13 protein-coding genes are annotated in these 13,975 nt (G+C 35.5%); all 13 read left to right on the forward strand.

Annotation, left to right across the window (positions count from 1 at the left end):
- Positions 1–2: 2 nt before the first annotated feature.
- The 13 genes from PCY70_RS10810 to PCY70_RS10870 all read left to right on the forward strand — a co-directional run bounded on the left by PCY70_RS10810 (position 3) and on the right by PCY70_RS10870 (position 13,971).
- Positions 3–1,772 carry a YgiQ family radical SAM protein gene (locus tag PCY70_RS10810; RefSeq protein WP_305767361.1) on the forward strand — a complete coding sequence of 590 codons (1,770 nt, stop codon included), beginning with the start codon at positions 3–5 and terminating at the stop codon, positions 1,770–1,772.
- A gap of 121 nt (positions 1,773–1,893) precedes the next feature.
- On the forward strand, positions 1,894–2,571 hold the full coding sequence (gene radC, locus PCY70_RS10815; protein WP_010167867.1) for a RadC family protein: 678 nt from the start codon (positions 1,894–1,896) through the stop codon (positions 2,569–2,571).
- 16 nt (positions 2,572–2,587) lie between these two features.
- Positions 2,588–3,601: a rod shape-determining protein gene (locus PCY70_RS10820; protein WP_010167870.1), complete on the forward strand. Its 1,014-nt coding sequence runs from the start codon at positions 2,588–2,590 to the stop codon at positions 3,599–3,601.
- 18 nt (positions 3,602–3,619) lie between these two features.
- Positions 3,620–4,456, forward strand: coding sequence for a rod shape-determining protein MreC (mreC, locus tag PCY70_RS10825; RefSeq protein ID WP_052296477.1), 837 nt, complete (start codon positions 3,620–3,622; stop codon positions 4,454–4,456).
- Entirely contained in the window at positions 4,453–4,968 is a 516-nt protein-coding gene (gene mreD, locus PCY70_RS10830) for a rod shape-determining protein MreD (protein WP_305767362.1), read from the forward strand. Before mreC ends, mreD begins: the two co-directional genes overlap by 4 nt.
- 22 nt (positions 4,969–4,990) lie before the next feature.
- Positions 4,991–8,113, forward strand: a complete 3,123-nt coding sequence (locus tag PCY70_RS10835; RefSeq protein ID WP_305767363.1) for a penicillin-binding transpeptidase domain-containing protein — start codon at positions 4,991–4,993, stop codon at positions 8,111–8,113.
- 15 nt (positions 8,114–8,128) lie between these two features.
- Positions 8,129–8,806, forward strand: coding sequence for a septum site-determining protein MinC (locus tag PCY70_RS10840; RefSeq protein WP_305767364.1), 678 nt, complete (start codon positions 8,129–8,131; stop codon positions 8,804–8,806).
- A gap of 23 nt (positions 8,807–8,829) precedes the next feature.
- Positions 8,830–9,621 carry a septum site-determining protein MinD gene (gene minD / locus PCY70_RS10845; protein WP_010167878.1) on the forward strand — a complete coding sequence of 264 codons (792 nt, stop codon included), beginning with the start codon at positions 8,830–8,832 and terminating at the stop codon, positions 9,619–9,621.
- A 27-nt stretch (positions 9,622–9,648) separates the two neighbouring features.
- On the forward strand, positions 9,649–9,918 hold the full coding sequence (minE, locus tag PCY70_RS10850) for a cell division topological specificity factor MinE (RefSeq protein WP_010167879.1): 270 nt from the start codon (positions 9,649–9,651) through the stop codon (positions 9,916–9,918).
- 13 nt (positions 9,919–9,931) lie between these two features.
- Entirely contained in the window at positions 9,932–11,053 is a 1,122-nt protein-coding gene (locus PCY70_RS10855) for an FtsW/RodA/SpoVE family cell cycle protein (RefSeq protein WP_029488160.1), read from the forward strand.
- 15 nt (positions 11,054–11,068) lie between these two features.
- On the forward strand, positions 11,069–11,464 hold the full coding sequence (mgsA, locus tag PCY70_RS10860) for a methylglyoxal synthase (protein ID WP_010167883.1): 396 nt from the start codon (positions 11,069–11,071) through the stop codon (positions 11,462–11,464).
- Positions 11,465–11,519: 55 nt separating this feature from the next.
- Positions 11,520–13,346: a TIGR03960 family B12-binding radical SAM protein gene (locus PCY70_RS10865; RefSeq protein ID WP_029488161.1), complete on the forward strand. Its 1,827-nt coding sequence runs from the start codon at positions 11,520–11,522 to the stop codon at positions 13,344–13,346.
- Positions 13,336–13,971 (forward strand): TIGR03936 family radical SAM-associated protein, encoded by a 636-nt coding sequence (locus PCY70_RS10870; RefSeq protein ID WP_305767365.1) that lies wholly within the window; start codon positions 13,336–13,338, stop codon positions 13,969–13,971. The genes PCY70_RS10865 and PCY70_RS10870 overlap by 11 nt, the downstream gene beginning before the upstream one ends.
- Positions 13,972–13,975 lie beyond the last annotated feature (4 nt).

The raw sequence follows: 13,975 nt of genomic DNA on the forward strand, positions 1-13,975 counted from the left end.
CTATGTTTTTAGCGGTAGATACAAAAGATTTGGAAGAAAGAAATATAAAAGAAGTGGACTTTGTTATAGTAACAGGAGATGCCTATGTAGATAGCCCATCATTTGGGACAGCAATCATTGGACACACATTGGAAAGATTTGGATATTCGGTGGCGGTGATATCGCAGCCAGAATGGAAGGACTGTGAAGATTTTAGGAGATTTGGAAAACCGCGACTGGGATTTTTAATTAATTCAGGAAATATGGATTCTATGGTAAATCATTATACGGTCAATAAGAAGCGCAGAAAAAAAGATGCCTATACGGCGGGGGGAGCAACAGATAAGCGCCCTGATCGAGCAGTAATAGTGTATTCAAATTTGGCCAGATCAGCATATAAAGATGTACCGATCATAATAGGAGGCATTGAAGCAAGCTTGAGAAGATTTTCGCATTACGATTATTGGGAAGACAAAGTGAGAAAATCGATATTGATAGACTCGGGAGCTGACTTGTTACTGTATGGAATGGGTGAGAGGTCGATAATAGAATTGGCACAGGCATTGGAAAGTGGAATTGCAATAACAGATCTAACATATATAAAAGGGAGCGTTTTTAAGACGAGGTTCCCCGAAATGGTATATGAGGCAGAGCGGTTGCCATCGTTTTCAGAAGTGGTAGCAGATAAAGTTAAATTTGCAAAGAGCTTTGTGATTCAAGAAGAAAATGCTGATCCGTATCGTGGAAAACCGCTTATGGAAGAGTATGAAAAAGGTTGGTATGTAGTACAAAATCCGCCGACAGAACCGCTAAATACTCTAGAGCTCGATGATGTATATGAGATGCAATTTGAAAATAAACCGCATCCTATGTATAAAGAAGAGATAGCGGCGGCGATAGAAACGCAATTTAGTATAACAAGCAATAGAGGGTGTTTTGGCAGCTGCAGCTTTTGCGCATTAACATTTCATCAGGGTAGAATAGTGAGCGGCCGTAGTACAGAATCGATGGTTAGAGAAGCAACAAAAATGACGCAGCATCCAGATTTTAAGGGATATATTCATGATGTTGGAGGGCCTAGTGCAAATTTTATGGCCCAGCAATGTAAAAACATAAGCAAAAGAGGGACATGCAAGGACAGGAAGTGTTTGTATCCTGAGCCGTGTAAAGTTCTTGATGTAGATCATGAAAAGTATATGAATACGCTTAGAAAATTGAGAAATTTGGATGGGGTTAAGAAAGTATTTATACGCTCGGGAATACGATATGACTATTTGCTACAAGATAAAAATAGTAAAAAAATAATTAAAGAGATAGCAGATAACCATGTAAGTGGGCAACTGAGAGTGGCGCCAGAGCATATTGCCGAGAATACGCTTAGATATATGAGAAAGCCTAAAAAAAATATTTATGAACGGTTTGTTGCTGAATTTAACAATGCTTCGAAAGATAGTAATAAAAAGCAATATGTAGTTCCGTACTTTATGAGTTCGCATCCAGGAACAACGTTAGCGGATGCAATTGAGTTAGCAATATATTTTAAAAAAAATGGTCAAAACCCAGAACAAGTTCAAGATTTTTACCCAACTCCTTCGACACTCGCAACCTGTATGTTTTATACTGGACTAAACCCCTACACATTAGAAACTGTATATGTACCAAAATCTAGCAAAGACAAGGCGATGCAGCGTGCGCTACTGCAGTTTAATAAAAGAGAAAATAAGGCTTTGGTTTATGAAGCGCTAAAATTAGCAAAAAAAGAAAAGATAGCTGGATATTTATTAAAAAATTAGTGTGTAGTATGTATAAATTTTTCTTAATATGGCAATTAATTATATATTAACGCTATTAAAGGGGAAGTTTTTTAATTGTCAGAAGTCTCCTACGTATCAATATAGGAGGGAGTAATTCACTATGATACCACATGAAAGGTTAGTAGAAGATGGTGCATGCGAACTTAGTGACATAGATCTGATGACAATATTATTGCATAATGGAATCGCCGATCAAAGTGTTAGGGATTTGGCAAAGTTATTACTAACCGATAAACATGGTGAAATTCAGTTAAAAACTCTTAAAGATTTAAAATATGATACGCTTAAGTCTATAAAGGGAATTGGGAAAATGAAGGCAATTCAATTGGTGGCTATTGTGGAAATAGCAAAGAGACTTCATGTGCCAAAGCCAATGCAATTGATAGATTTAAAAAATCCTGAAGATGTTGCAGGTCTTTTTGTAGAAGAATTCGAAAATAAGTTTCAAGAGATGTTTTATGCATTGTATTTAGATAGTAAATTGGGATTGATTAAAAAGCATTGCATTTCGATAGGAACATTAAATATGACAATTGTGCATGCTAGAGATGTGTTTAGGCCTGCAATCGAAGTTTGTGCAAATTCCTTAATAGTGGTTCATAATCACCCGAGTGGAGATCCTGAGCCAAGCAAACAAGATATTACAATAACTAGAGATTTGCAATTTGTGGGTGAAGTGATAAAAATCCCCCTTCTTGACCATGTAATAGTAGGAGATGGAGACTTTAGGAGTTTGAGACAGATGGGGATACTCGAAAATCAGAAAAATATTTTATAAAACAATGGAGGAAATTATGTTTGGTAAAGACATGGGAATAGATTTGGGAACGGCTAACACTCTAGTTTTTGTGAAGGGGCGTGGCATAGTTGTAAACGAGCCATCTGTTGTGGCTATTAAAGAAAGAACGAATCAAATTTTGGCAGTTGGAGATGAAGCAAAACAGATGATAGGGCGTGTGCCTGGAAATATTGTAGCGATTAGACCGCTTAGAGATGGAGTAATTGCAGATTTTAATACTACAGAGGCAATGATTAGATACTTTATAGGCAAAGCACAAAAGCAATCATTTTTTTCGATAAAGCCGCGAGTTATTGTGTGTGTGCCATCTGGCGTTACCACCGTGGAGCGTCGAGCGGTAGAGGAGGCAACGATTAAGGCCGGGGCAAAGCAGGCTCTTATAATGGAAGAGCCAATGGCGGCAGCGATAGGGTCAAATCTTCATGTAGAAGAGCCAAATGGAAATATGGTTGTGGATATAGGTGGTGGAACTACAGATGTGGCGGTTATATCTTTGGGAGGGATTGTTTCTAGCAAATCGCTAAGGATAGCAGGAGACGAGTTTGATGAATACATTGTTTCTTATATAAAGAAAGAATATAATTTAATGATAGGTGAAAGAACTTCGGAGCAAATAAAGATGACTATTGGCGCAGCATTAGAGTCGGAAATAGATGCAAAAACTATGGAAATTAGAGGACGAGATTTGGTAACAGGCTTGCCAAAAATTTTGTCTATATCTTCGGGAGAAATAACGAATGCAATCAAAGAGCCAGTTACAGCAATTGTAGAAGCGATAAAAGCTACATTAGAAAAAACTCCACCAGAACTTGCGGCAGATATTATGGAAAGCGGAATCGTTTTAACAGGAGGCGGAGCATTGCTTAGTGGACTTGATGTATTAATAAGCCTAGAAACAGGGATGCCTGTTAGAGTGGCCGACGAGCCTTTGGACTGTGTGGCGAGAGGAACAGGGCTTGCTTTAGAAAATATTGAAAAATGGTCGGGTTTGTTTGAAGATGATAAGTAAGAAATAGGGGATTGAAATATGAAATTGCCATCAAAATTGAATAAAAAACTTGCTATTATTATAGCCAGTGCCTGTATAATGATGTCAGTTATTATCAGAGTGGGCAATTACTATAATATTCCAATATTAGGGACTATTGATGATCTGATAACTTATCCTGTAGAAAAGAGTATAAACGTTGTGCAAAATAAATTACATTTCATCTTGAGTTACTTTGAAAATATAAATAAAAAAGATCATTATATCAAAAATTTAGAGTATGAAAATGAAAAGCTTTTGTATGAAAACGTTAAAGCAGGAGTGCTGGAAAAAGAAAATACGCTTTTAAAAGGGCTATTAAATATACAAGATAGGTATGAAGATTATCCTGGATCGGGAGCTAATGTAATAGGTAAGGATCCAGGTAATTGGTATAAATCATTTACCATTGATAAAGGAAATATAGCAGGGATATATAAACATGATATTGTGTTGGCTAATGGAGGATTAGTGGGTGTGATAAATGATAGCGGTCCATTGTCATCGACAGTGCTTTCGATTATTGATGATAGAAGTTCTATAAGTGTGGAGATCATTAGAACAAAGGATACAGGAATTTTAAACGGACAAATTGAATTGTCAAATAAAGGGCTTGCAGCTTTGGAGGTAGATATAAATGCAGACATCGTGGTGGGTGATCAGATAATAACGTCACATATTAGCGATAAATTTCCACCGGGAATTTTAGTGGGAGAAATTGTAAATGTTATAGAAACAAATAATGGATTGGTCAGGAATGCGATAGTTAAGCCGACTGTAGATTTTGAGTTGCTTAGGTATGTGTTTTTAATAAAAAAAAATGAGGAATTTGAGTGAAATTGCGATGGTTTATTACAGTAAGTATATTAGTGCTAGCTTTTACATTACAAAATACTCTTGGTGATTTTGTGAGAATTGCAGGTGTATCGCCAAATTTTTTGACTATGATAGTGGTTGCGTTTTCTTTACTGCGTGGAAAGAATGAAGGAACTATAATAGGTTTTTTTGGTGGAGTGATATATGATATATCGTATAGCTATATATTTGGAATTTATAGTGTGAGTTATATGATAATTGGACATATGTGTGGAAAGTTACATCATTTTTGTTACAGAGAAAATAAAATCTTGCCAATTATGTGTACCGGCTTGTCGAGTTTATTTCTTAGTAGTGTGAATATTTTGAGATTTATTTTAATAGGGAATATCAATTTTTCATATTTTTATTTTTATATGATGTTACCAGAACTTTTATACACTACCGTACTTACTTTAATAATATATAGATCTATATATTTTATAAATGATAAATTGGAAAACCAAGAAAAAAAGTCACGCAATTTGTTTTAAATATTGTATAAGGAGGAGGGATATGAAAAAATTAATTAAGTTACTTAGTGATCGATTGATCATAATGATGACAGGAATAATAGTTTTATTTTTGGCAATATTATTGCGATTTTATAAATTGCAAATAATAGATTCCGATAGATATGTAAATAAGGTTCAGGCTAGTGTTGAAAGAACTGTAGAGGTGGAGGCAACAAGAGGTTTAATATATGATCGATATGGTAAGGTGCTTGCAAGTAATGAGCCGATTCATGTGATTAAGATCGATTTGCAGGTGCGTCAAACTCAAGCTGAGCTGAATGATGTAATATTGGAGCTGTTAAAGTTATTGAGAAAAAATGGCGATACATTTATTGACAATATGCCAATTTCTAAAGAAGCGCCTTTTAACTATACTTCAAGTTTTTGGGCAATAAATAGATTTATGTATTCTATTCCGTATAATGGCGAAGCACAGCGACAGGAATTATTGAAAAAATCAGCGACAGAAATTATCGAATATTTGAAAGATGAGTATAACATTTCGGACGAAATAAGTGACGCAGATGCGAGGGATATTATAGCGATAAGGACCACGATGTATCCCTATTCTTATAGGCAATATAATTCGCCCATAGTTGCAACGAATGTTTCGGAGCTCAGTGCAGCGTATATAACAGAGAACTATACTCAGTATCCAGGCGTTATTACAGAATTTAATGCAAAACGAGTCTATGAATATGGTGAAATTATTGGAAACATAATAGGATATACAAGAACTATGACAGATAGCTTGTATAAGGAGCTAAAAGACAAAGGCTATAATGAAGATGATGTTGTAGGTCATGAAGGAATCGAAAAATCTATGGAAGAGGTATTGCGTGGAACAAATGGAACTTCACTTATAGAAGTAGATACGCTGGGACGAAAGGTAAATACTATTTCGGAGAGCACAGCTATTAAGGGAAACGATATTTTTTTGACAATCGATATAGATTTACAACAGCAGGTTTTTGATAGCATAGAAAAAAGATTGAGTGAAGCTTTGATTGTGCGTTTGGAAGGTGCCAAAAAAGGTGTTAAAGATATTTCGTCTAGAGAGATGCTTATTTCTATGATTGAAAGCAGTCAATTGCTAGTTAATAAGATGGAGATAGCGCCTAAAGATAGTATGAGCAGAAAGATATATGAGACGTTACTGAATGAGTATATTAATTTAAATAGTTTGGTGCAAGAGGAGATGACACTACAAGACTTATTATTGCAATGGGTAACTGATGGAAATTCTCCAATAACAGATAAGCAAATTATTTTGGCGATGCATGAGCAAGGGTCGCTTTGTCTAACAAAAAAGACGATTGATGATATATGGCAAAATCCAAGAGGCGACGGGAAAGATATTTTAATTGAACAGTTAAAAAACGGATATCTAAAGCCATCTCAAATGGCAATAGATCCCTTTAGTGCAGCGGCTGCGGTAGTGGATGTAAATACTGGCGAAGTGCTTGCGATGGTTGGGTATCCCTCTGTAGATAGTAGCGAGTTGACAAACGACTTTAATAACTATTATAATACATTACTTGATGACAGAAGTATGTTATGGAACAGATCTATTATGACGGTTAAGGCTCCGGGCTCGATATTTAAAATGGTAACGGCGGCAGCTGGTTTAGAAGAAGAAGTAATAACACCGCATGATCATATAAATTGTACAGGATTATACACAAAGTCGGGCGACCCAGCTCCAGCATGTTGGATATATCCCATTACTGGTGGAGGACATGGGGAAGTAGATTTGCAAAAGGCACTTGAGGTGTCGTGTAACTATTACTTTTTTGAAGTGGCGCATAGATTGGGTATCAAATATAAAGAAACTTATGGAGGAATAGACTCGTTAACACAATATGCAGAAATGTTTGGATTATCAAAACCCACAGGCATCGAGCTTCCAGAAAAAGCTCCCAATATTTCAACACCAGAGACAGTTGTTAGTCAAAGTATAAGCAATGTTTTGCAAGGTCTAAAAAATATGAGTGAAGAAAGCTTAAACAGAAAAGTTGAAGATGTTGCTAGTATGCTGAAAAAAGATTTGTTTACTGATGATTTTTATCACTTGGATGATATAGAAAATGAGGCATTATATTTAGCGAGGTATCAAACGGATAGAAATATGGAACCAATAGTGATTTCAACTATGGGAGAGCAGATAAATGAAATTGTGGAAACAGCTTTTTATAGCATTCAAGGATATTTGCAATTAAATATTGATAATATGTTAAATGTTATAATAGAGGATACAATGAACAACGTAGAATCTATGACATTAAAAACAAAAGCTAAAAAAGCGCTGAAAAACCAATTGCTTACAATGATTGGGGATATTACATTAAATGCGATTGACACGAATACGATGGACATAGAAATAAATAGCATAATAGAAGTGTATCAAGATGCTTATGCGGAGTTATATGAAGATGAGCTTGATAAAAATAAAAATCCTGAATTGATTAATTTTTTATACAATGAATTAGTAAATATTGAATCTCTCGGTAATAAATATAAAGAAATTGTTAAAGAACAAATAGGGTATGGGTTAGTAGATAATTTGGGAGATTATTTACTGCAGAACACAAATATTCAATGGGATGAAGGCGTAACTATAAGAACGGCAATTGGACAAGGATATAATGCATTTTCACCTATACAAATGGCCAGATATGTCGCTGCAGTAGCTAATGGAGAAAATGTATATGATTTAAAAATAGTAGGTGGGGTATTTGATAATAAGCAAACACAAAAATATTTGACAACAGCTAACAAAATTAGTGGTACTTTAGATATTAAAGATGAACATATACAAGAAATTCAAAAAGGTATGCTAAGAGTGACACAAGGATCTAGTGGAACTAGTAGAATGTTGTTTAATGGGTTTCCGATTGATGTTGCAGGAAAAACAGGAACAGCAGAAGAAGCGAATCATACACATAGTTGGTTTGCAGGTTTTGCACCAGCAGATAACCCTCAGATAGTTGTTGTTACATCTGTTTATAACGAGGATAATCTAGGAAGCTTTGGTAGTCAGATTGCAAAAGATGTGTTTGCATCTTATTTTAAAGTAGATGAGAGTGAGAATTTAGATACATTAGGGGATGAGTTTTTGTATTAAGAAAAGGTGATATAAATGAGTACAGATAATTGTGTTATTTTTAAGGGACGATCAGACAGTATTTCAGTTATTTTAGATAGAGCGATAGATTTTGAAAATATTATTACGGCATTTGCCAAAAAATTATCAAATAATATGAGTTCTTTGGAAAACTCAAAAATTATTATGAATATTGAAGGTAGAAAATTGGATAAAACTCAGAAAGAAATTTTGTTAGAAATGTTGCTTAGCAAAAACATTACACAAGTTTCATTTAAGGATAATGATACTAATAAAAATAATTTACCTACACAAATAGTGAAAAAAGTTATAAACAATAACAAAGAAATTAAATATTCACATACTGGCTACTGGTCAGGGATTTTGCGCTCTGGGCAAGAGATTATTTTTGAAGGAAATGCTATTGTAATAGGGGATGTAAATCCGGGAGCGATAATACGAGCTCGTGAAAATATAATTGTACTTGGAAATTTGAATGGCAGAGCTTTTGCGGGAGAAAATCTTTTGCGTGAAAAGTCTTATATAATAGCTTATGGAATGAATCCTGAGCAAATTGGTATAGGTGAGTATATAGCAAATGCTCCGCAAGATGGAAGAAAATTTGTGGGATTAAATGTGCCAGAAATGGCATATTTGGATAATGGTAATATTCATATTGAGAAGATAGATGCGAAGCTTATGCAATTTATATAAAAATAAAAAATAGGAGTTAACCAATGAGTCAAGTAATAGTAGTTACATCAGGAAAAGGCGGAGTAGGAAAAACTACTAGCACCGCAAATATAGGAACCGCACTTAGCATGTTAGGTAAGAAAGTAGTTTTGGTAGACGGTGATACAGGGCTTAGAAATTTGGACGTTGTAATGGGTCTTGAAAATAGGATAGTATACAATGTTGTAGATGTTATTGAAGGAAAATGTAGACTGAGACAAGCTTTGATTCCCGACAAAAGGTTTAAAGATTTATATTTGTTACCAACTGCTCAAACAAGAGAAAAAGATGCCATAAAACCAGAGCAAATGAAAAAGTTGTGTGATGAGCTAAGAGAAGATTTTGAGATTATTATAGTGGACTGCCCGGCTGGGATTGAACAGGGCTTTAAAAATGCAATAGCGGCGGCAGATAAAGCGGTGGTAATTACAACTCCAGAGGTATCTGCAATACGTGATGCAGATAGAATTATAGGGTTGTTGGGTGCTAGTGGTATAAAAGATATAAGTTTGGTTATTAATAGACTGCGTAAAAAAATGGTAGATAAAGGGGACATGATGGATGTAGATGCAGTAACAGAGATATTGGCAATTGATTTAATTGGTGTTGTTCCTGATGATGAAAGTATTGTGATTACAACGAATAAGGGGGAGCCTGCTGTTGGAAAAAACAACTCACAAGCTGGGTTGGCTTTTACTAATATAGCGAGAAGATTGGCTGGAGAAAATGTGCCTTTTCTAGATTTATCGAAAGAAATTTCATTTAAAGCAAAAATTAGAAAAATATTTTTTGGCTAAAGATACTTATAGAATGGAGTGAAAAAGGTGGATTTTAGTCAGTTGTTTAAAAGAAAAGCATCAGCAGGAGCCGTCGCCAAAGACAGATTAAAATTATTATTGATTCACGATAGAATGAATTGCTCGTCTGCAGTAATGGAAATGATGAAAGCAGATATTGTGGCAGTTATATCAAAATATATGGAAATCGATGCCGATGAACTCAATATTCAATTATTAACTATTAGTGGAGATGAATATTCAGAAAATATTTCTATGTTATCCGCCAATATTCCTGTACAAAGACTAAAGATTTAAAGGGGAAAAGGTATTGTTTAATAAGAAAATTGCACTTAAAAATCTAGATGTTGTTCTTATTGTATTAATGTGTGCGCTAATTGCTATTGGAATTTTGGCAATCAGTAGTGCCACATCGTTCTCTGGAGATTTGACACCTCTCGTTAAGCAAATTATATTTTTCGTAATTGGATTGATATTAATGACGATAGTAACGTTAATAGACTATAGAAAAGTGGGAGAGCATTATGTTATAATATACGTTGTAATGAATGTGATTTTACTAGCTGTATTAATATTTGGAGTTGCGAACAAAGGTGCGAGAAGATGGATAAATTTAGGATTTATTGAGATACAACCTTCTGAATTTGCAAAAATAATTATAATTTTTTGTACTGCCAAACTTATTTCACTAAAAAATGAAAAGATAAATTCTGTAATCACGATAGGAAAAATACTTTTATTTCAATTTGTTCCTTTTATTTTAATAAATAGACAGCCAAATTTGTCAACTAGTATTGTCATATTGACTTTATTAGTGGTACAATTGTTTGTCAGCAATCTGAAGCTTAAATATATTTTTTCAACAGCATTGATTGGATTGGTCATTATTTGTATCGGTGTTGGATATATAATAAAAAATCCTAATCAACAAATTATAGATAACTATCAGCGTGATAGAATTGTGGCTGCGTTTTCGGGAGGAGATTCACAAAGCGAATCTTATCAAACCAGTCGATCTATTGATGCTATAGGTTCTGGTGGGTTATACGGAAAGGGGATCTATAAAGGAGCAATAAGTCAGCTAAATTATTTACCAGAATCGCATAATGATTTTATAGTAGCAAATATTGCAGAAGAATTTGGGTTTTATGGTATTATTGCACTGCTTGCTATTATATTGTTATTCATATTTAGAGGATTATATTTAGCTCGAAATTTGATTGATGATTTTGGCAAGTTCATTATTGTAGGATATATGGGCATGATTGCGGCCCAATCCTTTATAAATTTTGGTGTCGTAACAGGATTGCTACCAAACACAGGGTTGACTCTTCCTTTTGTAAGTTATGGAGGTAGTTCGTTATGGGCTAATATGATAGGTATGGGACTTGTTTTAAGCGTTATATTAAATAAAGAAGAGATGATATTTTAGGAAGGGGAAAGACTTATGAATATTGGATTGGTAGCGCATGATGCAAAAAAGAAATTGATGGAGAACTTTACTATTGCGTACAGACACATTTTAGCAAAGCATGACTTGTACGCAACGGCAACAACGGGAAGATTGATAGAAGAAGCAACAAACTTGACGATTTATAAATATTTGGCAGGACATTTGGGAGGTGTTCAACAAATTGGAGCTCAAATTTCTCACAACCAAGTTGATATGGTTATATTTTTGAGAGATCCGTTGGGGCAAAAACCACATGAGCCAGACAGCTCCACTCTAGAAAGACTTTGTGACATCCATAATATTCCAATTGCAACAAACTTGGCAACAGCGGAGTTGTTGGTTAAGGCGTTAGATCGTGGAGATTTAAGTTGGAGAGAAGTAATACGATAGATTTGTGGGCGCGGGAGGGTCTCCCGTGTCCATTTTATAATTTTAGGAGAATAATATGGAAATTTTGAAAAAGGTTGATAAGCCTGCTAGGTATATAGGCGGCGAATTAAATAGTTATGATAAAGATTTGGATAAAATAGATATACATTTTGCGTTTGCGTTTCCGGATGTATATGAAGTTGCGATGAGTCATTTGGGAATGCACATTTTGTATCAGTTTTTGAATAGACGAGAAGATACGTTTTGCGAGAGAGTGTTTGCTCCGTGGGTTGATATGGAAGAGCAGATGAGAAAAAATCAGGTGGAGTTGTTTGGGTTAGAATCAAAAACGCCGCTTTCGAAATTTGACTTTGTGGGATTTACACTGCAATATGAAATGAGTTACACAAATATTTTGAATATGTTAGAACTTGCTAATATTCCTGTATTTGCAGAGCAAAGAACCGATGCGCATCCGCTAGTTATTGCTGGTGGGCCGTGTGCGTATAATCCCGAACCGTTGGCGCCGTTTGTAGATTTCTTCTACTTGGGTGAGGGTGAGGTTTTATATGACGAAATATTAGATATGTATAAACAATATAAAAAAGAAGGCAAAAGCAAAGATCAATTTTTGGAAGCCATGCTACAAATTGATGGGATATATGTTCCGAAGTTTTATGAAGTTGAATATAACGAAGACGGTACTATCAAAAAACGTGTTGCGACTAATGTAGCTGCACGCAACGTAATTAGCAAAGTCGTGGTAAATGATATGGATGCGCTATATTATCCCGATACGCAGGTGATTCCATGGATTCAGGCAGTTTTTGATAGAGTAACATTGGAGATGTTTAGGGGGTGCTTAAGAGGCTGCAGGTTTTGCCAGGCAGGAATGATTTATAGGCCGGTGAGAGAAAAATCGAAGGAAACATTGCTTAAGTATGCCAAAAATTTGATAGCCAGTACTGGATATGAGGAAATTTCGCTGGCATCATTGAGTACTAGTGATTATAAAGATTTGGAAGAATTTGTAGACGAATTGCTAGGGATTTGCTCAGAAAATATGGTTAATATTTCATTGCCATCGCTCAGAGTAGACAAATTTTCGCTAGAGCTGATGCAAAAGATTCAGGAGGTTCGCAAAAGCTCGTTGACATTTGCACCCGAGGCTGGAACGCAGCGACTTCGCGATGTTATCAACAAAAATATTGTGGAATCGGAAGTTTTGGATGGATGCAGACTTGCATTTAGCGGTGGGTTTAGCAGAGTTAAGCTATATTTTATGTTAGGATTGCCAACAGAAACGCTAGATGATGTTTTTGGTATTGCTAATTTATCAGAAGAAGTTGCGCGCACATATTATAGCTTGGATAAGGCAGATAGAGCCGGGTCGCTAAGCTTGGTTGTAAGCACTTCTTGTTTTGTACCAAAAGCTTTTACACCATTTCAGTGGGAGGCTCAAGATACTGCAGAAGAGTTTATGAAGAAACATATGCTGTTAAAGAATGCGATAAAACGTAAATCGATTAAGTATAATCATCATGATGCGAAGACGAGTATACTGGAGGCGGTGATCGCTAGAGGAGATAGGCGTGTGGCAAACTTAATTTATGAAGCGCATAGGTTGGGCTGCAAATTTGATGGATGGAGCGAACATTTTAAAGAAGAGTTATGGCTGGAGGCTGCTAGAATTAGTGGGGTAGATTTCTCGTTTTATGCGCATAGAAAAAGAGACTATGCCGAAAACTTGCCGTGGGATTTCATTGATATTGGCGTGCGCAAGGAATTTTTAATTGCAGAAAGTAAGAAAGCTTATGAAGGAATTACGACGCCTCAATGTAGAGAAATGTGTTCGGGCTGTGGTGCCAACAAATTTAGTGGAGGTGTATGCTATGAGAATTAGAGCAAAATTTACCAAAATTGGAAATGTAAAATTTGTAGGACATCTGGATACTGTAAGGCTGTTTCAGCGTGCCATAAAGGTTGCCGGTATTCCAATAGCATACTCAGAAGGGTTCAATCCACATTCTAAAGTATACTTTGCTTTACCATTGCCAGTGGGGATGGAGAGCGTTGGAGAATATATAGAAATCAAGACTAAGACGGACGTTGCTCCAGCAGATCTGAAAGACAGTCTAAATGCAGTATTGCCAAAGGGCATCGAATTGCTAGACTGCGACGAGGCAGAAGAGGGAGCACCAACGCTGATGAGCCAGGTTGATGCCGCAATATATGAGATTATTATAAAAAATTTAGATAACGCAGATAAAATTGTAAATGTATTAGAGCAACCTAGCATTGTTATTGCAAAGCGAAATAAGAAAAAAAAATGGGTGGAGCAAGAGATCAAGCCGCTCATTTTAGATTATGCTATTACAGAAGATGAAGAGGGCATTATTTTAACTGCAAAGATAAAGGCAGGAAGTCGATCAAATTTAAATCCGGAGCTAATGCTTAAGGCTATCTTTGGTAGCGAATTTGAAAATATAACTTATGACATAAAAAGGCAAAAGCTGTTTTTAGTGTAGAAAA

The sequence above is a fragment of the Candidatus Epulonipiscium viviparus genome (genome assembly GCF_030708075.1).
GTDB lineage: Bacteria > Bacillota > Clostridia > Lachnospirales > Cellulosilyticaceae > Epulonipiscioides > Epulonipiscioides viviparus.